The following is a 21029-nucleotide window of genomic DNA, read 5'->3' as shown; positions in this document are numbered from 1 at the left end:
TTGGCGTCCGTGGCATCGACACAAGCCAGCACAGCGAACAGTATTGCCTCGACAATTGCCAGTCTTCAATCAGGTGTTAACAGCGTTCACAGTCAAATTGCCAGTGAAGTTGCCTTGGATAGTGACAATGCGTCAACAGCGGCCAGTGTTGCCAATGTTGATGCTTCAACGACAACCAGCATTGCCAGTCAAACAACGCAAACGGCATCACTAGTCAACTCGTTGGCAAGTAAAGCAGCATCAATTGCTGCCCGTGATCCGAAAAATAAAACGGTTCAAAGCGAGGCCCAAGCAGTTAACTCATTAACCAGTGAAGCTTCAACCGCTGCATCTGCTGGCAGTATTGCTGCCAGCAATGCTAGTGTATTTGCTAGTGAAGCCGCGTCAGCCGCGGCTTTGAACGATGCCAGTGCAGCCAGCGCGTTTGCCAGCCAGGCCGCTTCTGCTGAATCGTTAGCGGATTCTGACGATAAGGTTGCCAATGGACTTGCCTCACAGGCTAAATCACTCACAAATGATGCTCAAAATACGTTGATTCACGACAGTATTGGCGCTAGTCAGGCAGCAGATACAACCAGCAGTGCTGCTAACGTAGCTAGTATTGCCAGCTCACTGGTTGATAGTTTGGCCAGCGCAGCGAGTGCTAATGCCGCATCGGTTACTAAAACAACGACTAGTGATACCAGCAATACGCAATTGACGGCGCTTTCCAAGAGCGCTGCCGATTTAGCTAACTCGATTAATGGTTTGGTTGATCAGGCCAAACGGGCCGCAGCAAGTGCTGCCACATTAGTGGATAAAGCCACTAGTGCGGCTAATGACAATGACTTTGCGACTGCCAGTCAACTCGCTAGCGAGGCAAACTCAGATCAAGATGTTGCTAATAGTTTGGAAACTAAGGCCGAGTCATTAACTAGTGACTTTAATTCAGTTGCAACGACTGTTGATCACACGGTTGCCAGTGATTTAGCCAGTCAAGCGGCTAGTGCGGCGTTGTCAGCCGATAGTGCCGCGCCAATCATTAAGGCGGCCTCCGCAACAACAGCGACTAATTTGAGTTCATTGACCAGTGTTGCTAGTCAAGATCCTCATAATGCAAGTATTCAAACGGCCGTTTCAACAGCAACGAGTTTGCTAAATAAGTTTGCGACAACTGCTAGTGAGGCCAGTGCCGCTGCAGCATCAGCAACGGATTATGCAAAGAGCGCGACTAGTGTTGCCAGTTTTAATAAACCAATTTTGGCAAGTCAAAATCAATCGTTAGCTCTAAGTGCGGCAAGGGTTGCTAATGATTTGGCCTCTACAGCGGCAAGTGCACAGTCTGAAGTGACGAGCATTATGAATTCAGCGACATCGGCACTGGCTAGCAATAGCACAGCAGCAAAAGATGCTGCTACGTCCGCTGGCAACACGGCCACTAGTGCAACAACTGGTGTAACGACCAGTAAGAATGTGGGTAGCCAAATAACCAGTATCGTTTCAAGCACCAACTCATTGGCTAAGACGGATTTAATGAATTCACAAGTTCAAAGTCTGGATAGCAGTGCTAAAAGTATCAACAGCGAAACGACAAGTTTGAACACCGTTGTTTCACAGCAAGCGTCGATTGCTGCCAGTGCCGCAAGTGTTGCTTCCTTGGCAGCTTTGACAAACGATCAATCAACGGCTCAGTCTGCTGAAAAATTGGCAACGTCAGCAGGTGCTGTGGCCTCCGCTGATGTGGCAAAGATCAATCAATTGAACGATTCGGCCACGTCAATTTATGCTCAGGTACAAAAATTGGTCGCGGATGACCACAAGGCTGCCAGTCAGGCCGCCGAAAAGGTGACGACAACGAGCACGACTGCTAGTGGCGCAAACAAGACAATTTCGGATCAACGTGCTGTTATCAGCAGTCTAGTAAATGAGCTGAAATCACTAGCCGGCGCGGATACGAAGAACCAGGCAGTTTCAACTGCTGTCAGTCAGGCAGTAGTTGCGGCCAATTCAGCAGACAGTCAGGTTGCTTCGGCTACGTCAACAATCAGCAAATTGGCGTCCGTGACCAGTGCAGCCCAGTCCACGGCTTCGTTAAACGATGTTAGTGGTGCTACGAGTGCACAGTCGGCCGCTACGTCTTTAAATGATGATATGACGAGCGATCAATCTGCGATTAACTCATTGGAGTCGCTAGTTCATAGTTTGGCTGACGATGCGAACGACAAAGTGACTGCCGATCACACAGCTGCCTCTGAGCAGGTAACCTCGGCGACCATCCATGCAAACACTGCAACCAGTGAAGCCGCTTCAACAGGCAGTCAGGTCGCAAATGTGGGTAGTTACACCTCAGCCGGTAAAAAGTTGGCCGACACAGATTCAGCTAATAAGACAGTACAGAGTCTCAACCAAAGTTTGGCGTCATTAGATTCTGCTGCCAGTATGACATTATCTGAGGCTAATTCTGCCGCCAGTGTAGCGCGTTCGCTACAATCGTTAGCTAGTGCAGCGGCGGCCTCTAATGATCCGGCATTGGCCACTAAACTGACCCAATCGGCCAGTGCTGCAGCATCCACCGTGGCCAGTTTGGAAAGTACTGCCGACGCGGATAACACAACGGCTCAGTCATTAATGACGGCTCTTTCAGATGACGTCAAAGCAGATGCGAATGCGGTAAGCCAAATTGCCGATGGGGTTAACGATAAGGCGAGTGCAGCAACTAAACAGTCCAGTGATGTCAGCAAGCAGGCTGCTTCGTTAGCTGGTAGTGCTGCGACATCGACAACCGCTGTCCAGTCGGGAGCAGATAAGGCAAACAGCAGTTACCAAAGTTTGATCAGTCAACAAGTAGCAACACAGTCGGGGCTAAACTCGGCAAACAGCGTTACCGCCAGTTTGAACGATGACGCGCAACGGTTAGCTAGTCAAACGGCATCTGCCGCGGCTCTGAATGATGTTAGTGCGGCAAGTAATTTTGCAGCGAGTGCCGCAAATGTCCAAAGTTTGCTGAATTCTGAACAGAGTGTCGCTAACTCGTTAGCTAATCAGGCTACCGCTAATAATCAATTGATTACGCAGGCATTAAGCGCCGACAGCCATGCGGCCAGTTTACAAGCATCTGGTGCAAGTAATGCTGCGAGTGTCGCTAGCTCCGCCACAGCAATTGCTCAACATGTTGTAAACGGGACAAGCCTCGCTGCATCGATGGCTAATCAAGATGCTGATAGAGATACGGCCAACGGAGCAGTCAAGAGTTGGGCCGGCCAAGCAACTTCTGCTGCGAGCGCTGCTCAATCAATTGACAAGATTCTTAGTGCAACCGCAAGTACTACTGCATCATTAGCGAGCCAGGCTGCATCTGCCGCGGCTGCCAATGATATTTCTGCAGCCAGTCACTATGCTAGTGCTGCAGCATCAGCCAATGCCAATACACAGGCACTTACGGATCAAGCACAGGGATTGACTAGTCATGCGGCCGATTTACAATTATTGGTCAATAACACGGTTACGACGGATACGTCAACGGCTGCCAGTTATGCAAGTGAGGCAACAAAGCAGGCATCCAGTGCTGCTTCCACTAATCAGTCAACTGCATCGCTGGCATCAGTGGTGGCTTCAACATCAACTATTGCGACCAGTGTAGCCGGAACGGATAAACAAAATGCTGGTGTTCAACAACTGGCTAGTGAAGTTGCCCAGAAGGTTAGTCAGGCGACTAGCGCTGAAACGGCTGCAAGTGAGGCTGCCGCGTTAGCCAACGACTTTGCTAAATCAGCCGCCAGCGCTGCCAATATCAATGATGCATCGGCGGCTAGTGAATGGGCTAAGAAAGCTCAAAGCGCGCAAGAGGCAGCAAGCAAAGCACAACAGGTGGCGGATTCGGACGCAAAAGTAGCCAGTCAGGCATTAGCAAGTTTGCAAACGGCGGTTAGTGCGGATTCGAGTGCCGCTGCCAGCCAGGCCAGTGCCGCAATGGTAGCAAATAAGACCGCTCAAACAGCGGCGACGACCACCTCTAGTCAAGTAAATGTGGCTAGTTCAACGGTTACTCAGGCTGGTCAACAAGCCGCTAGTGATCCAGCGAATGACGCGGTGCAAAGTATGGATAAAATCTTGCAACAGCAAGCGTCAACCGCACAGTCGGCTAATCAAACGGCTACCAGTGCAGCTAACTTGGCTAGTGTTCTTGCTAGCGAAGCAGCCTCTGCTGCGGCTCTAAACGACGTCAGTGCTGCTAGTCAGTTTGCTAGTGAGGCGGCAAGTGCACAACAGGTGGCGGCATCTGCGACGCAGGTTGCTCAGTCGGCGATGACGGCACTGCAGCAAACTGCTAAGGCGATTCAACAGGCGGTCAATAACGATGCATTGCAGGCTCGTGAAGCAGCCAGTGAAGCTGTATCTGCGGCCGACCAATCTAACAGACAGCAACCTACCAGCGGATTGACATCACAGGGCCAAACATTGGCTAACGAAGCTCAGTCTGCCAGGGATGAAGCGCAACGAGATGCACAGTTGGCGGTCGTAGCGGCTTCGCACAATGATGTCGCGCTTGCGCAATATTATGCACAGCTAGCGCAGGCCGCAATGCAACGAGCGCAACGTTTGCAAGATCAAGCCAATGCGTTTGTGCAATCAGAGTCAGTATCATCAGTTGAAACAGGTAATACAGGTACTGACCAGATGGTTGATCCTAAAATCCTGCCACCTTTACAGGATTCTAAAAAGAATCCACGTGTAATGATGGTGTCGATTAAACCTGGTGCATTCATGAAACAGGCGATTGATAATCATTTGATTGACCCAACTGCTGTTGACAAAACGATGGTTACACATTCACCTAATCATGATTCAAAGAGCACTCGGTTGCCTGAAACGAATGAAAATGATTCGGTCAATACCGGGTTGATTGGCACGATGTTACTCGGATTAATAACATTATTTGGATTTGGGCGCCGAAAACGGCATTAAAAAAGATGTTAAGCTCGTGAAAAGGTCGTTCATCAGGCTCAAGGTACGGTAGAATAGGACTTAGCAATTGTGCTGAGTCCTATTTTTGTGAGCTTCTGGTATGATTAAAAAATAGGTGTGCAGATAAGTGAGGTAATGGAATGTATTACTTTATCAACGCAAGTTTTAACGAAAAGAAATCAGGAATTGAACACGCGGAAATGAAGCGGCTGGGGATGTTTAAAGATCACGGCGAACCAGCAAAAATCGTTACGCGCTTCTTTTCGCTGACGTTACACGATACATTGGCTCATGCCGGACTTGAAGATAGCGACATGGTCAATCTGTTTGACTTCTTTGAAGGCACAGAAGACCTTAAGAAGACGCCTTTTACACTGGCTGATTTACACGTGAAACCAAACTTACAAGTGCTGGTGAATGATCAAGATGAACATGGATTCATGGTACGTAATTCCGAACGAATTATTCAGCGAATTAAAATGCGCGCACCAGAATATAAAGAAGTTGAAACGGTTTGGACGTTTGACCGTTATGGCAAACTGGTAAAGAGTGAATACTGGGATTCTCGTGGTTTCAAGGCGCTGGAACAGTGGCATGACGCAGACGGCGTGGTTAATGCTGAGCAGGTCTTTAATCCTGACGGTAAAGTGGTTTACCAAACATTCCATATGAAAAATCAGGAAGGCAAGTACGATAACTCGCTGTATCGGATCATGAATTGGCACGGAACCAACTACTCATTTAATGGTGAGCAGGCAATGATGCGGTTCTTCCTTGATGAATTGAACAAACGCAATGGTGAAAACAATGTGTTTGTCGTTGACCGGACGTTTGAACTGGCCTGGTCTGTGCTTAATATGCGGACCCGGTCATTTAAGATGATGCATCTGCACTCAAATCACTTGAATGATCCTGAAAAAATCATGACAGCGACCCTGAACTATAACTACGAATATGCAATTAAGAATTTAGATCAGTGGCAGGGTGTGGCAGCACCAACGCCGCAACAACGGACGGACTTTATTAACCGTTGGGGCGATCAAACGCCAGTCTTCGAGTTACCAGTTGGGATCGTGGACAACGATGTTTTAAATGCGCCTCATGTAAAATGGTCGGATCGGACACCAGGACAAATCATCATGGTGGCCCGTCTTTCTCCCGAAAAGCAGCAGGATAAGGTCATTGAAGCGTACGAAAAAGTGCATGATAAGGTACCCGCAGCGCATTTGGACTTCTGGGGTTATGCGAACGGTAAGGAAGGTGAACGCCTGAACAAGATCGTTGCCGATAAAAAAATTGGTGATCTGGTTACTTTCCACGATTACACCTTGGATGTTGGTAAGGTTTATGATGGCGCGCAAATTAACGTCCTGGCCTCACGGGCCGAAGGATTCTCGCTGGCCTTATTGGAAGCACAGTCACACGGTGTACCAACGGTTTCCTACGACGCAAAGTATGGTCCTCAAGGGATTATCGAAAATAACCGAGATGGCTACTTGGTCGAATTGGATAACGTCGATGCACTGGCGGATGCCATCACAAAACTGCTTAAAGATGACCGGTTAATGCAAAAGTTCAGTGAAAATGCCTATGAGGATGCCAAACGTTTCTCAGAAGATGCTGTATGGGACAAATGGCGTCCGGTTTTAGATGATGTTAAGGCATTTGCTGAAGCTGACTCAAGAACACAGGTGGACAAACAACAGGAGGCCAGCAAATGATTTATTTTGTAAATGAATATCTGATGGCTTTGAATTCTGGGATTGAACATGCCGAGATCAAGCGACTGCAACTGTTTAAGCACCAAGGTACACCTGCTAAGTTGGTGACACGAAACTTTGATCAAATGTTGTATGCCAACAAGAAACGATTTGGTGTTGAAGATGATCAGATTGTTAATATGTATGATTATTTCCAAGGCATTGAAGATCTAAAGCCAGTTGGTAAAAACGAGCCAAAGATCGAGTCGTTGAACTTAGCAGCTGATTATAATGTGGATCCTGGGGCTGATGTCAGTCACGTTTATGATGGCGATAAGCTAGTCATGAATGTTCATTTCGCGCCAGGTACTATTGGTCAGTTATACAGTGTTGATGCGTTTGATCGGACCGGCAAAAAGGTTCAAACAGAACTGTGGGACTTCCGCGGTTTTAAAACGCGTGATCAATTCTTTAGTGACGCTGGCGAACTTATCAGTCAGGTTACTTACGCCCCAGACGGCAAACGGGTGATTGAGGAATATTTCAGTCACGACAAAGATGGTCACAACTTCCTGTCGTTACTTCAATTATTGGATTATAAAGGACAGGACTTGTTCTTTGATAGCTATGATGAGTTGTTTACCTTCTTCCTTGACGAATTGAACCGTCGTGATGGTGAAGGCTCAACGTTTGTTGCTGATCGTCCAGGTGCGGCTTACGATGCAATGTTAAGCATGACAACCAAGGTCAGCCGGTTTATTACATTGCCGACGACACATACTATTGATCCTAAAGATCAAGTCTACGCTAACTTGTCTGGTATCTACGCCAATCCGATCGTTAACCAAATTGATAAGCTCTCCGGTATTATTGTCGCAACGGATGAGCAAAAAGCTGATTTAACGCGTTGGATGGGCGGTGAAGCGCAGGTTAAGGCGCCAATCACTGTCGTACCATTTAGTGTGGTCAATGATGAACAGGCTCATGCCAAACGTGTGCGTTTGCCACAACGGACAGCTCACAAGGTGATTGTCGTTGGGCGATTAACTAAGGAACGTCATACAGAAGACGTTGTCAAAGCGTTTGTGACGGTGAAGAAACATATCGCTGACGCAACCCTGGATATATACGGTTATGGTGATCAAGAGAAGCCACTTACTGAACAGATCAAGAAAGCTGAGTTAACGGACAGTGTCACACTGAAGGGTTATCATCCAGATTTGGACAAGGCCTACGATGGTGCACAGGTTTACGTTAATGCTACGGAAAGTGACAATGAACCATTGGCACTGGCAGAAGCTTTGGCACATGGGGTTCCATCTGTCGTTTATAACGTGCATTATGGTCCATCAGACATGATTGATGAAGGTAAGAACGGTTATCTTGTAGCGGATAACGATGTCGTCGGTTTAGCAAACGCCATTCAACGGGTCATGAAAGATGACCAGGTTTGGGAAGCGATGAGCCGTAATGCGTACGACAGCATTACACCGCGCACGGAATCGATTGTATTTGCTAAGTGGAAGCGCGCATTGCACATTAAACACTAGTAGTCAAGTGATGCGGTGAATATCATTTTTATGAACATTTAGAATAGGGAGGTTGAATGCCGCTTGCGGTTGGCAACATTGACACGCTCGCCGTGGGACCGGTTCAAGCCTCCCAAGTTCGGAGTCTTTCACCTCGCCGCAAAGCCTCGTAAAACCCCGAGTCTCCGCGACCGTCCGTAACCTAAATTCGAGCAAACCACTCGAATTAACGTTACCTTCACGGCTCGGTGTCAATGTTGCCGCCCTACAGCTGATATAGCTGTAGGATTCATCTGAGATCATTAGATAATTCAGTGCTGTTAATTTTGATAAACTGAGTAGTAAAACACAAAACTTAAAACACAAAACTTAAAACACAAAACTTAAAACACAAAACTTAAAACACAAAACTTAAAACACAAAACTTAAAACACAAAAACCGTATCAAATATGTTGAGTCATATTCGATACGGTTTTTTGCTGTGAAAAGCGTTCATTGATGGCAAATTTCGCAACTTCTGTTAATAACCATAGAGTTATGATTTGAATTTAAAAAAATCTAATTGATATATTGTGAAAAAATCAGCATTAACGGAGATTTGCCGATGAAACGATTGTTTACTTTGTTTATGATTGCGTTTTGGATTATTGGCACCAGTCAAATTGGTCAGCAGATAGTGGCCCAGGCTAATGAATCAGTAGAGAGTTCACAACAGTCTTTGCGAGAGGACTCGCAGGAGGCTAATTCAAATGATGCTTCATCCGACAGTGATTCTGTGGCAGATAAGATAGCGGCGATTACGGATAGTTCATCGGCCGATCAAACTAATGCTGTTGAGGTTAAGACGACTGTTCATACGTTTGCCGAATTTAAAGCTGCCTATGAAAATATCGATGTGCAAGAGATTACATTAGCTGAGGATATTAGTGGTGATGGCCGTCAGTTAGCTGCACGGACAACTTCACTCGTGATTACCGGGAAGCCACACCAGTTAACTTTAACTGAGTGTGCACTGCCATTGGGTAAATCAGGTGATAACACACGACTAACCTTACGAAATTTGAGCATTAACAACGGCCGAAGTGGTTCGTTTGTAACTGCTCAGGATGGTGGCTTGGGTTGGTTGCTGACGTTTGAACATGTGGATACGAAAAACGTGCTCAAGCTCAGTAATCTTCCCACTGAACAAGTGTCACTAATTGAAACGACTGACCCTGCTGTTGAAGAATCAGCTAGTGAAAGTGAATCCTCAGATAGTAGTTCGGTGTCTTCAATGAGTGAGAGTAGTGTATCCAGTGAAAGTAGTCGTGGTTCAAATAATTCTGGAGCCGTCAGTGATGTTAGTGAAGGCAGCAAGAATAGTTCAAAACATTTGGAAAGTGACACGACCGTTTCACGTGAAACCAATTCAATTAATTCACAGTCAACTAACCAGGCTAGTAAGACCGACGGAGATACACGATCAGAAAGCACACAAACTTCACAAGTAGAGAAAGAAACAAAACTTGGTGAGACAGAACGTGAGGTTAGCAATATTTCTGAGTTACAGACTGCAATTAACGAGCAATCCGTGACCAAGATTTTTTTAAAAAACAATATTTCGGCTACATCAATATCTGCAAATCCAATCACACGGAGTTTAGAAATAGATGGTCAACAGGTAGATTGCAAATTTAATCCGAATTTTTGGACAAATTTGTCAGCATGATCTGATAAGGTGTTTGCCAGTCAAGTATTTTAAGTGGTCTCTGATTAATGATCAGCTCCTAAAAGATGGGTTTGTGGTAAACACCATTTTAAAGGAAGCTGATCTTTTTTGTCCGAACAGCGTTCGGATTAATTTTACAATCTATCAACAACATACTCTAAATATCGGCAGTGGTGCTTTACGTTATGGTGTGCCGGTTTCGGGCAATCCGATACTGAACGTGCATGATATTCAGGTGGCAAACACGGCGGCAGCATTTGTTACATATAGTGGTGCTGCTCGAGGTCAATGGCACTTTGAATTCGGCAATATCAGTACGGCTACAACGGTTAATCGACTGGCCATTGCAACGTATTCAGACATCACGTTTTCAGGAACCTGCAACATAGATACGCGGGCAGAAAATGTTTATACCGGGAGCGTTAAAATGGCCGACAACACGGTCTACACCGGGAACGTCAACAATACGAACTATTCGATGTTTTATTATGATTTGCGGCCTTCTGAGGACCAGACAGGTGGAACTCGGGAATTTACAACGGGTCAAAACTGTACGCTGAATTTGACTGGCACTAATGGCACGCAAGGTTATCCAATTGTTTATCTGTACTATAACAACATTACGCTAGGAACCGGGACGAAGTTTAATGCGGAGTGGCCTGGAAACAATGTTTATTTCCAAACGGCCAATGATGATGCCTCTTTGACGATTGGTAAGAACGCCCAGATGAATTTGGATACAGATAATCGGTCCATTGCAGCTATTCGTTCCTCAGGGGGAAACAATAATATTACCGTTGCTTCCCGAGGATCATTGACCGCACGAAACAATAGTGCGACTACAGCAACAGTAGACTTAGGCACAGGTACGACAACAGCTGTCATTAAGGACCCGGCTGCGTTTGATTTGCAAAACACGGGGACTGGCACAAATTCCCGAGCATTGAGTACGAATGCTAATTCCAGCTTAACTTTGTTGGAGTCACCGTTTGCATATTGGGATACCACAGTAGTTACTGGGGATCCGACACAGTCGTTTGAAAAAATTGAATGGGGAAAATTTACTGGTAATACGGTTACTAGCGATCCAGAGATGATGGCGACCGCTGTCGAAGGCAAGACATTGCATCGCATGGCAGCATACAATCCGCCGGGTACATTGCAACTATCGAGTGTGCCTGGAAACCTGAATTTCGGTCGTGACTTAATTGTTCATCAGGAGAATCAGTTGTTCCCATTAGTGAGTTTAGATCAACCGTTGAGTGTGACGGATCAACGCTATGTAACCAAACAGTGGTCGTTGACATTGACACAGACGCAGGCATTAAAGAATGGCGACGGTGATGAGCTGACTGATGCAATTAAATATAAAAAGAATGATGAACTTTTGCCAGTAAGTAATGCGGCTATCGAAATTGAAACGCGACGTAATTCTGATAACGACCCATACGTCGTTTCTAATCAGTGGAACAGTGACCAGGGGCTTATGCTCCAAGTGTCACCATCAGAAGCCAAAGCAGGCGCATACAATGGTGAAATCACTTGGAATTTAAGCGATGTACCAGATGAAACGGAGGAATAACCGCTTATGAATGAGGTGAAGTGTCGACACCATGTCCGGTTGCCACCGATTCGGGCAGACAGTGTAGAACGATGGCCGTCCCTTTGCATACAAGAAAAGTGAGGTAGAAATCATGAAATTGGGCAAATTAACGACCATTATTGCGACATCGCTACTGACGTTGGGCATGGCGACACCGATTATGGCAGCGTCGTGGGACTCAACGGCAACCGTTTCATTTACTGATGCAAGTAGCGTTACGACACCATTGGATCCTAACGATGCAGCAACTGAGCTGACAGGTTCTGGGACGACTAATCAGAGTGGTTCATTGACTATTGATTATGCGTCCAAACTAGATTTCGGTGAACGGACGACGTCCAACACGCAGGAACAAACATTCAACGCCAAAACAGATGCAGTTCAAATCGATGGTATTGAAGGTTCAGTCAAACGTTCCAACTTCGTTCAGGTTACTGACAAACGGGGTGGCGGACTTGGATGGCAATTAGCAGTCAAGCAGAGCCTGCCCTTTGAGGGTAGTGGGGGCCACAAAATGACTGGTAGCAAGATTCTATTCAACGATCGTGCTGTATTAGGCACTGAATCTGATCAGAAACCAACTATGGTTGGCGGCAATGTGACGGTTCTTGCTGATGACGCAAATGTGAAATTATTAAACGCGCCAACAGGTAAGGGAACGGGAACGACGATCCATCGTTTTGGTGGTGAAGTGACTGATACTGAACAAGAAGAAACAACTGGTGTTCAGCTAGTAGTTCCAGCTGGTGCCGCTCGTGCGGGGACCTACAATGGAACATTGACTTGGACACTAGAAGATACGCCAGGTGAAAACGTTTAGCTTTAAAGGGTACAAATATGCGAAACACAGGAGGATTCAACATGACCAAGAAAACATTAACGACAATTATAGTGATGCTTTGTGGGGTGGTTGGCCTCCTGCTACATAGTCAAGTGGCTCACGCGCAAAGCATGGATTTCAGCGTGGAACCGCAAAAGTCGTCATTGCAGCGCGATCAGTCAAAAACGTATTTCGATTTAAACGTAAAGCCAGGTCAAAAAGAAAGTGTCATGGTAAAGGTTACCAATACGTCTGATAAGCGTATTAAAATCAATACTAACGTGAATGTTGCCAAGACGAATCCAAACGGAGTGGTTGAGTACGGTAAGTCACGGTTTAAGTCTGACAAAACGTTGACCACACCTATAACAGATATTGTGACGACAGCACCGAAACAACTTAGTTTGGCACCCAAAAGTTCGAAGATGGCAATTTTTGAAATCGATGCACCTAAACAAAAGTTTAACGGGGTGATTGCCGGTGGAATTTCGTTTAAAAAAGTGACGACCAACACCAAAAAGGCCTCGAAAGGCATCTCCGTCACGAACAACTACCAATACGTAGTGGGGATGGTCCTTCATCAAGGTCGGCAAAAATTGACGCCAATGTTAAAAATGGGGGATGTAAAAGCTAAATCTGAAGCGGGTCGTAATCTGGTAACAGCTCAATTGTGCAATGTAAAAAAACGTTACTTAAGCCAGGCAAAAGTCGTGGCGAAAGTTCAAACGACGAGCAATCGAACACTGTATAAGTCAACGAAAGATCACGTTCAGTTTGCACCAAACTCGATTATGGATTACCCGATTCGGTTAAACGGAGAACGTTTTAAACCAGGGCGCTACCGGCTTGATTTAACAGTCACTGCCGTCAAGAAAAAGTGGCATTTTGTCCGTGAATTTACGATTACTAAGAAGCAGGCCGAAAAATACAATAACCAAGATGTGACGCTGAAACCGGATCACACGATGGTTTACTGGGCAGTTGGGAGCGTGCTGGTTATCATTATCGGGGTGCTGAGTTGGTTATTGGTTAAGACAAAACGAAAGCATTAAAGCTACCGGTTCTTACCACGGACAATTCGTGAAGCGACGAACGAAATAATGGCGATAGCAAGGAAGATAATTGAAACAAGGACGAGAACTTTTCTCATAATGATTACTCCTGATGGGTTATTTCGTTTCTATGTGTGCTAGGTGATTATGCGTAGTCATATCACCAGCATTTTCAACGACAATAAACTGATGGGTAGCCGGAATTTCAAACGTATTTTCGACAAGGTATAACTCTTGGTGATCATGAGTTTGAACGAACAGACGTTGTGGTTCAAAGGTCGCGACCTTAAGCGAATTCCAAACGGATAAAAAAGTCGGATTTTGATTCACTGATTGAAACACTTGATATAAGAATTTGGAATCGGATGTTTGGCTATACAGATTTCGAAAAACGGCGGTCATAAACTGGGCGTACTGCGTCCAATTTACCAATGATGTTTGATAGTATGGATCGTTAAAAATGCGCCAAATAAGGTTACGTTCGAGTGGTGATTGTGTTTTTCGCCACTCGAACATTTTTGTATAGGCCGAATTTGCTGCCTCAATGGTTAGTTGTTGACTCATCACATAAGCCGGTTTGGGCAACATTGCGGTGAGAAAATCATCAAGTTGCTGATTCGTATCTTGCAGGTTGGGCACTGGTGGGACTAGTCCGGTCAGATTAAAGGCATATTCGGTTTCAGCAGGGGTTAGTTGTAATGCCTGACAAAGCGCAAGCAAGACGTCACTCGAAGGTGTCGAACCAGTTCGACCCTGCTCAATGCGCGTGTACCAGTCCGTGCTAACGTTGGCCAGTGTGGCGACTTCTTCGCGTGTTAAACCAGGTGTGCGGCGGGACTTTGTTTGAGATACGGCAAAGGTAGTGAGATCTGCTGTAGTTCGTTTGTAGCGAAAAAAGTGACCGAGAAACTTTTCGTTAATGACTTACACCTCCTGCGTAGGACTAATCATCCTATGATGAACTAGCTCTGCATAAAAAATAGGATCACTTTCATAATATAACTGTTGCAGAAAGTAATCACTATGCAGGAGGAATTCAGATGACAATTAAAATTGGAATCAACGGCTTTGGGCGCATCGGTCGACTAGCCTTTAGAAGGTTGTTACAGCTAAAATCGTCAAACGTGGCGGTAGTCGCGATCAACGATCTAACGTCGCCAGCAATGCTAGCGTATTTATTGAAGTACGACACGACGCACGGTGTTTTAAACGATAGCGTGACGGCAACTGATAATGCCCTGGTTGTGAATGGTCAAACGTATCATGTATACGCCGAACCAGATGCAGCCAAGATTCCGTGGGTAGCTAACGACAATGTTGATATTGTTCTCGAATGCACCGGTTTTTACACGACTAAGGTGAAGGCTGCTGCGCATCTACAAGCTGGTGCGAAACAGGTCCTCATATCGGCACCGGCTGGGCGAGATGTAAAGACCGTTGTCGCTGGTGTGAACGATGATATATTGACGTCAGATGACCAGATAATCTCCGCCGGCTCATGCACGACGAATTGTTTGGCACCAATGGCCGATGCGTTGGATCAAACGTTTGGCGTTGTTGCTGGTACTATGACAACTGTCCACGCGTTTACCAGCAGTCAGATGATTCTCGACGGACCAAACCGAGGCGGCAAACTTCGACCATCACGAACCGCTTCTGCCAACACCATTCCACATTCGTCTGGGGCAGCTAAGGCAATTGGTCTCGTATTACCACAGTTAGATGGCAAACTTCAGGGTCACGCACAAAGGGTACCAGTGATTGATGGTTCATTAACTGAGCTAGTTACAGTTCTTAAAACGGGCCAACTAAGTGCTGATGACATAAACGCGCGTATCAAACCATTTACTGAACATAACGAGAGTTTTGGGTGGAATGAAGATCAAATTGTGTCGAGTGATATTATCAATTCAACGTTTGGTTCCGTTTTTGATCCGACACAAACCGAGGTCACGACAGCAGGAGATACGCAATTAGTGAAAACTGTGGCTTGGTATGACAACGAGTATGGGTTTACGTGTCAGATGGTGCGAGTCTTGGAGAAGATGGCGGCCTTGTAAAATAAATAATTATTAAACAATTATTTATTAATTTTTCTGGTGTCTGCCTCGCTGGTGAGCTAGAGTTATCTTATCAAAGGACTCAAGTGAATGAGGTGAAAGCATGGCAGAACCAGCATCGAAAGGGAAAATTATCGAGGCAGCGTGGACGTTGTTGACGGAAGTGGGCTTTGGTCAGTTCTCAATGCGAAAATTAGCCAAAGAAGTTGGTATTACGGCATCTACCTTGTACTGGCACTTTTCGAGCAAAGAAGCGATTTTTACAGTCATGGCTGATGATGTATGTGGTGAAGCTTTGAACGCGTTTATGGCGGCTTCAACTTGGCAGGAACAGCTAGTTAGTGATGGATTGGTATTCGCTGACACCTTGCGCAAACGGCCATATTCTGCTGATTTATTGTTTACCATTCCACCAATTACAGAGCACTTTTTAAAAGTCAATGAACGTTTTTTAAAAACGATTGATGATCTATCACTTGCAGATTCCGAAAAATTTATTATCGTCAACATCTATCTTGATTATATTCTGACGTTTGAACGAGATCGTCAGGTACGGCAACATGTTTTTGATTCAAAAGAATTTCAAGATGTTCAGCCAAATGGTGATTTAATCACACAAACGCCGGTTTTAAAACGAATGTATGGACAAGGAATTTTTGACCGAATGGATCGTGATTCAACGTTAAAATGGAGCTTAGAAACCTTGGTTAAGGGGTTTGAGCAACGTCAAAAGTAAGCAGCAAATGAACGACCAATTTAAAAAGTTGGTCGTTTTTGTTTACATTTCTCTCGAACGGTGTTAGAATAGTTTTTGCTCTAGAACGGTGTTCGAGAAAAAAGAAAATGAGGAAGTTTTACAATTATGGAGAGTACAGCAATTAAAATGGAGCCGTTTTCGCTTCGAAAAGTTTTGCCAGGTGTTTTGACAATTTCAGTTGCCATGTTATTGACGATGATGGATGCTACCGTGATGAATGTGGCCATTCCAACGCTACAAAAGGTTTTTAGTACGAGTTTGTCGACGGTTCAATGGACAATTACCGGTTACACGTTGGCGTTAGCAGCCGTCACACCCTTGGCTGGATGGCTAGCGGATCGTTTTTCAGACAAAAAGATTTTTGCATCAGCCATTATTTGGTTTACGGTTTGTTCCGTTTTATGTTCGATGGTCAATTCAATCCAATTACTGATCTTATTCCGCGCATTACAGGGATTGGCGGGTGGACTTGTTGCTCCAATCGGAATGGCAATGTCGTGGCGCCTTGTTCCAAACGAAAAACGCGGTTCTTTGATGGGTATCTTGGGACTACCAATGGTTGTGGCGCCAATTATGGGGCCAATTCTATCAGGCTGGCTGTTGTCAAACGCCAGTTGGCACGCAATCTTTCTGATTAACTTGCCGATCGGTATTCTGGCATTGTTATTAGTGATTTTCTTTTTGCCAGCAGGTGACCGTAAACAAGGAATTCACTTGGATTTGGCGGGTGCACTGTTGTCACCAATGGCGTTTACGTTGCTGATTTACGGGATTCATCGTTTAGGTAACACAGCATTGACCAATCCGATCACGGCATTATGCATTGTGGCCGGGTTCATTGCATTAATCAGTTTTATCATTATTGAGTTACGTGAAAAGGCACCGCTGATGGCACTGTCTGCATTTAGGTCGCTACGGTTTTCCCGAGGAATTATGGTCAGTTGGCTGAACCAGATTGTGCTATTCGGTGCTACATTGCTGGTACCATTGTTCTTACAAACTGCTAAGGGATTTTCTTCATTGCATGCGGGCGAAATGATGGCTCCACAAGCTTTAGCTGCCTTTGCTGGCATGATTATCGGTGGACGTTTGTTTGATCGCTGGGGCATTCGTGCAGCAGCAATTCCCGGTATTGGTTCTATGGCCATTGGAGCCGGTTTCCTGACGCAAATTACGATTCACACAACGACTGTGCAGTTGTTACTGATGATTGCACTACTTGGGTTTGGACAAGGGCTGACCATGATGCAGATCAGTACGTACAATATCAGCCAGGCACCACAGGCTGTTGTTAGCCGCATTACGCCACTGATTAACTCCGCAATGCAGATTGTGAACTCGCTAGCTGTCGTCATTTTGACAAACGTACTATCGCACAATATGCATGCAGAAATGAAGTCCGCAACATTGACTGACATGAAAGCGCATATTATCAGTGCTTACGGAACAACGTTTATGTTGCCACTGGGTATTCTGGTAGCCAGTTGGTTGTTGGCGTGGACGTTGACGACAAAGAAGGAAACGGATTAAAGATCAAAAACGTGTTGAACGATTTATTTTATCGTCCAACACGTTTTTACTTGGTTCAGAAATTTGGATTTTCAAGACCGTAAATAACGATTTAATACAGATCTAGCACGCTTGATACCGTATTTATTATTATTCAAACGAACTAATTGACCCTGATCATCGAAAAATTGTCCAGTGGTGTGTGCAAGCGAATGCTGAGTCGCTAGTTGTGAAGCAATTGGGACAACGGTGTTACCTAAGTTCTTGGTCCAAGGTAAAAGATTGGACTGAACACCGCCAGGAAACAGGGCATTGACCTTTATGCCTGATGATTGTAGTTCGTGCGCCAGCAACGTGACTAACAACGTTTTATGAGTAAGCAACCATAACCCACGGTCGATTAGGTTAAATTGATGTTCATAGATTGGTCCGAAACGGATTGCTTGCGGCATCCCAGTGATAATGAAGACTCGCGGATCGGTTGATTTTGCTAAGACTGTACTCAAGTTGTGAGTTAGCCAGTAATGACTTTGTAAGTTTAGGGCAATATTATTGTCTGTCGTTTTGGGGATATTACCAGCACTGTTAAAGAGAATATCTAAATGATCATGGGTTGTCATAAAGTTTATTGCAATTCGTGTATTGTCGGTCTGATTGGCCAAGTCGCCTAATAAATAAGAAACTTTAGCATCGGGTAAAACGGCCTCGATTTCGTGAACGGCTTTGACTGCTTTCCCATTATTGCGACCAACCAACACAATCTCTGTTGGTATATTGGTGAAGCTTTTGGCGATGGCGAGGCCGACACCAGAAGTACCCCCGGTAATTAAAATAATTTTTCGTTTCATTGTTTATTTTTCCTTTTTAAAATTGTACGAGTGTCCAATAATTGACATCTGTAAGTGCCATAATAGAGTCAATAAATCAGAAAACAAAGTGTCAGAGTGTGCACTTTGACCAAGAATGGACACATCTCGGAAATCGTTCAGAAAGGATAGTGGCATGAAACAGCAAACGAAAAAAATAACGCGTGGTGCTCAACGAACGCTGAGTGCTTTTTCAAACGCAATGAGTCAGGCGCTCACACAGCAGTCGTTTGAAGCCGTGACAGTCAACAATCTTTGTCAACAGGCCAATTATCCGCGATCAACGTTTTATAACTATTTTGAAGATAAGTATGATTTGTTGAACTACTGCTTTTCTTTGATTGTGGCCGAAATTCACCTAAACGAATTGGCTATTGGGGATGAGGGTCAGATACTGTTGACGTGTTTCGACCGTTTGTACGATCTAATAGATCAGCACAAGGCCTATGTCGCCAAAGTACTAGTTCACAATCAAGATGGTTTTCTACTAGCAGGTTTTACGAACTATGCACAGCAAGTAGGGCAAAAGTTGCTAGTCGATAAGATAGCTGTTGTGCAAGAATTGCCAGCAGAGCTGGTGGTTGCCCATTGTTTTGCCACTATTTCGATGGTGCTCAATTGGGTGTTTGTTAAACAAAATCAGTTAACGAAGCAGGATGCCCGTTTGTACCTGGTACGTTTGTACGGAAAACCAGGGTTAGCAGAGACAAAATAATGTTTGAGAAACGGTGCATTGTCGGGCGTGAGGCGTACAATCAACATAAGCACCATATTTCACACATAAAGGAAGTTACGATTCATGAAGATTGAAGAAGGCTACATGCCATTTCGTGGGTATAAAACATATTATCGAATTGTCGGTGAGAAGACGCCAGGTAAGGCACCGTTATTGCTGATTCACGGCGGTCCTGGTTCATCGCATAACTACTTTGAATTGCTGGATGACTACGCAGAAACAGGCCGCCAGTTGATTATGTATGACCAAGTTGGCTGTGGGAAGTCATCATTGCCAGAAGATGAATCCGTTTATGTGAAGGAAACGTGGGCTGAGGAATTAATCGCGCTCCGTAAATACTTACACCTGGATGAAATTCACATGTTGGGTCAATCCTGGGGTGGTATGCTCGAAATGCTTTACCTCACACATTATGATCAAACGGGAGTTAAGAGTGTCATGATCGATGGTTCGCCTGCTTCCATCAAGTTGTGGACGCAAGAGCAACACCGGCTAATTTCCTACTTGAGTTATGAGGATCGCGAGGCAATTGCCGAGGCCGAGCGGACAGGCGATTTCTCCGGTCCTAAGTACTTGGCTGCTAACGACCGTTACATGGAGCGTTATTGTTGGGATGATCCGGATGAAAATTCACCAGAACCACTCCGCCGTGAAACGAATGGTAAACGTGCCAGCCTAATCGCTGAGGGACCAAACGAATTTACCGAGAACGGAACCATCAGTGATTACGATGTAACCGATGATTTGAAGAACATTCATGTGCCTGTATTGGTTACTAATGGGACGGATGATCTATGTACACCATTGATTGCGAAGTCCGTTTACGACCACATTCCAGGCGCTAAGTGGCACTTGTTTGCCAACAGCCGTCATCTGGCTTTGTTGGATCAGCATGATGAGTTTATCAGTGTGCTGGATAAGTGGTTGAAGGAAAATGACTAGTACGTCCTGTAGCAATCGATATTTCCCTGAAGTCAGGAGATAGAGAGGTTGAAAAATTTCAAATAGAGAGTGGGGTATTGCTGCCTGGATTGTCATTTTTGTATTGGGATTGATTCTTTGGGGAATATGGAATAAAGAGATTAAAGATTCAATTAAGACTATAACGTCAGCTTTTCTCAAAATATTACTTTTGCCTAGCATGATATTCTTCTATATTTACGAGATATTAGTAGGGGCCATAGTGTTTTGGACTATTATGCATACTAATATCAATGTTTGGATTCTAAAAGATTATGGAATAACGGTTCTGACCTCAATTGTGCCTTTACTTGGTGTTCAAAATTTATCAGTCTCAGTTCAGTCTACTAAGAAAATTCTGAGACAAGTGTTTTCATGGGCGACAATCTCTCTTTTTGTCATTAATTTTCATACTTTTTCTTTTGGAATTGAATTTGGGATCATTATTCCGTTTATCTTTACTACGAGTATGTTAATCGCGACTGCCGAAACTTCTGAAAAGTATACGCTGGTAGTAAAGACATTAAATGGATTACTAATGGTTATTGGTCTGTGGCTTCTTTTAGACGGTTTTATTGATATAGTGAAAAATTTAGCTATGTTCGGGCGGCTAACTACTAGTTTGCAATTCTTTATGGCAATCATTGTATGGTTTTTGCATGTTCCATTTTTACTTTTTTGGCATTGGCAAATTCTATAATTAATCCGAACAGAAATTAAAAAGCCCAAAGCAATCACTTACAATGGTAGTAGCTAATTCCAACCAATATAGGGAGTGATTACT

15 protein-coding genes are annotated in these 21029 nt (G+C 44.8%); 13 read left to right on the top strand and 2 right to left on the bottom strand.

The genetic code is table 11. The features are described 5' to 3' along the window. Positions 1 to 9: 9 nt before the first annotated feature. The 7 genes from GB992_RS11940 (at position 10) to GB992_RS06545 (ending at position 13357) form a co-directional block, all read left to right on the top strand. Complete coding sequence (locus GB992_RS11940; protein WP_161001732.1) at positions 10 to 4944, top strand: LPXTG cell wall anchor domain-containing protein; 4935 nt, start codon at positions 10 to 12, stop codon at positions 4942 to 4944. Positions 4945 to 5084: 140 nt separating this feature from the next. Then, positions 5085 to 6665: a glycosyltransferase gene (locus GB992_RS06575; RefSeq protein ID WP_161001731.1), complete on the top strand. Its 1581-nt coding sequence runs from the start codon at positions 5085 to 5087 to the stop codon at positions 6663 to 6665. Further along, positions 6662 to 8194, top strand: a complete 1533-nt coding sequence (locus GB992_RS06570) for a glycosyltransferase (RefSeq protein WP_161001730.1) — start codon at positions 6662 to 6664, stop codon at positions 8192 to 8194. Before GB992_RS06575 ends, GB992_RS06570 begins: the two co-directional genes overlap by 4 nt. A 584-nt stretch (positions 8195 to 8778) precedes the next feature. Beyond that, positions 8779 to 9882, top strand: coding sequence for a pectate lyase-like adhesive domain-containing protein (locus GB992_RS06565; RefSeq protein WP_161001729.1), 1104 nt, complete (start codon positions 8779 to 8781; stop codon positions 9880 to 9882). A gap of 73 nt (positions 9883 to 9955) precedes the next feature. Continuing rightward, positions 9956 to 11464, top strand: coding sequence for a WxL domain-containing protein (locus tag GB992_RS11935; protein ID WP_161001728.1), 1509 nt, complete (start codon positions 9956 to 9958; stop codon positions 11462 to 11464). 112 nt (positions 11465 to 11576) lie between these two features. Further along, the gene (locus tag GB992_RS06550) at positions 11577 to 12305 is read left to right on the top strand and encodes a WxL domain-containing protein (RefSeq protein ID WP_161001727.1); all 729 of its coding nucleotides are present in this window, start codon (positions 11577 to 11579) and stop codon (positions 12303 to 12305) included. A gap of 41 nt (positions 12306 to 12346) precedes the next feature. Beyond that, positions 12347 to 13357 carry a WxLIP family cell surface protein gene (locus GB992_RS06545; RefSeq protein ID WP_161001726.1) on the top strand — a complete coding sequence of 337 codons (1011 nt, stop codon included), beginning with the start codon at positions 12347 to 12349 and terminating at the stop codon, positions 13355 to 13357. Positions 13358 to 13474: 117 nt separating this feature from the next. On the opposite strand, the gene GB992_RS11930 is transcribed toward GB992_RS06545, so the two are convergent. Continuing rightward, complete coding sequence (locus GB992_RS11930; RefSeq protein WP_225439192.1) at positions 13475 to 14278, bottom strand: helix-turn-helix transcriptional regulator; 804 nt, start codon at positions 14276 to 14278, stop codon at positions 13475 to 13477. Positions 14279 to 14397: 119 nt separating this feature from the next. Between GB992_RS11930 and gap the strand changes: the two genes are divergently transcribed. The 3 genes from gap to GB992_RS06525 all read left to right on the top strand — a co-directional run bounded on the left by gap (position 14398) and on the right by GB992_RS06525 (position 17704). Next, a complete protein-coding gene (gene gap, locus GB992_RS06535) occupies positions 14398 to 15417 on the top strand; it encodes a type I glyceraldehyde-3-phosphate dehydrogenase (protein WP_161001724.1) in 1020 nt (339 codons plus the stop codon). 103 nt (positions 15418 to 15520) lie between these two features. After that, the gene (locus GB992_RS06530) at positions 15521 to 16153 is read left to right on the top strand and encodes a TetR/AcrR family transcriptional regulator (RefSeq protein WP_161001723.1); all 633 of its coding nucleotides are present in this window, start codon (positions 15521 to 15523) and stop codon (positions 16151 to 16153) included. A 126-nt stretch (positions 16154 to 16279) separates the two neighbouring features. Then, a complete protein-coding gene (locus tag GB992_RS06525; protein WP_161001722.1) occupies positions 16280 to 17704 on the top strand; it encodes an MDR family MFS transporter in 1425 nt (474 codons plus the stop codon). Positions 17705 to 17775: 71 nt separating this feature from the next. Here GB992_RS06525 and GB992_RS06520 read toward each other — a convergent pair whose 3' ends face one another. Next, positions 17776 to 18531, bottom strand: coding sequence for an SDR family NAD(P)-dependent oxidoreductase (locus tag GB992_RS06520; RefSeq protein ID WP_161001721.1), 756 nt, complete (start codon positions 18529 to 18531; stop codon positions 17776 to 17778). 154 nt (positions 18532 to 18685) lie between these two features. Here GB992_RS06520 and GB992_RS06515 point away from each other — a divergent pair, with 154 nt between their 5' ends. From GB992_RS06515 to GB992_RS06505, 3 genes are all read left to right on the top strand, one after another. Beyond that, positions 18686 to 19264 carry a TetR/AcrR family transcriptional regulator gene (locus GB992_RS06515; RefSeq protein ID WP_161001720.1) on the top strand — a complete coding sequence of 193 codons (579 nt, stop codon included), beginning with the start codon at positions 18686 to 18688 and terminating at the stop codon, positions 19262 to 19264. Between the two features lie 84 nt (positions 19265 to 19348). Next, positions 19349 to 20227 carry a proline iminopeptidase gene (gene pepI / locus GB992_RS06510; RefSeq protein WP_017261128.1) on the top strand — a complete coding sequence of 293 codons (879 nt, stop codon included), beginning with the start codon at positions 19349 to 19351 and terminating at the stop codon, positions 20225 to 20227. Between the two features lie 241 nt (positions 20228 to 20468). Then, positions 20469 to 20945 carry a hypothetical protein gene (locus tag GB992_RS06505; RefSeq protein WP_161001719.1) on the top strand — a complete coding sequence of 159 codons (477 nt, stop codon included), beginning with the start codon at positions 20469 to 20471 and terminating at the stop codon, positions 20943 to 20945. Positions 20946 to 21029: the final 84 nt, after the last annotated feature.

This window comes from Furfurilactobacillus milii (genome assembly GCF_009863985.1).
In the GTDB taxonomy this organism is placed as follows: Bacteria; Bacillota; Bacilli; order Lactobacillales; family Lactobacillaceae; genus Furfurilactobacillus; species Furfurilactobacillus milii_A.
The sequence above is the reverse complement of the archived record's forward strand: the minus strand, read 5'-3'. Positions and strand labels throughout refer to the sequence as shown.

Bases quoted from the DNA above. Each gene is read 5' to 3' on its own strand.
- GB992_RS06575 (WP_161001731.1), top strand. From the start codon at position 5,085: ATGTATTACTTTATCAACGCAAGTTTTAACGAAAAGAAATCAGGAATT.
- GB992_RS06570 (WP_161001730.1), top strand. From the start codon at position 6,662: ATGATTTATTTTGTAAATGAATATCTGATGGCTTTGAATTCTGGGATT.
- GB992_RS06565 (WP_161001729.1), top strand. From the start codon at position 8,779: ATGAAACGATTGTTTACTTTGTTTATGATTGCGTTTTGGATTATTGGC.
- GB992_RS06550 (WP_161001727.1), top strand. From the start codon at position 11,577: ATGAAATTGGGCAAATTAACGACCATTATTGCGACATCGCTACTGACG.
- GB992_RS06545 (WP_161001726.1), top strand. From the start codon at position 12,347: ATGACCAAGAAAACATTAACGACAATTATAGTGATGCTTTGTGGGGTG.
- gap (WP_161001724.1), top strand. From the start codon at position 14,398: ATGACAATTAAAATTGGAATCAACGGCTTTGGGCGCATCGGTCGACTA.
- GB992_RS06530 (WP_161001723.1), top strand. From the start codon at position 15,521: ATGGCAGAACCAGCATCGAAAGGGAAAATTATCGAGGCAGCGTGGACG.
- GB992_RS06525 (WP_161001722.1), top strand. From the start codon at position 16,280: ATGGAGAGTACAGCAATTAAAATGGAGCCGTTTTCGCTTCGAAAAGTT.
- GB992_RS06520 (WP_161001721.1), bottom strand. From the start codon at position 18,531: ATGAAACGAAAAATTATTTTAATTACCGGGGGTACTTCTGGTGTCGGC.
- GB992_RS06515 (WP_161001720.1), top strand. From the start codon at position 18,686: ATGAAACAGCAAACGAAAAAAATAACGCGTGGTGCTCAACGAACGCTG.
- pepI (WP_017261128.1), top strand. From the start codon at position 19,349: ATGAAGATTGAAGAAGGCTACATGCCATTTCGTGGGTATAAAACATAT.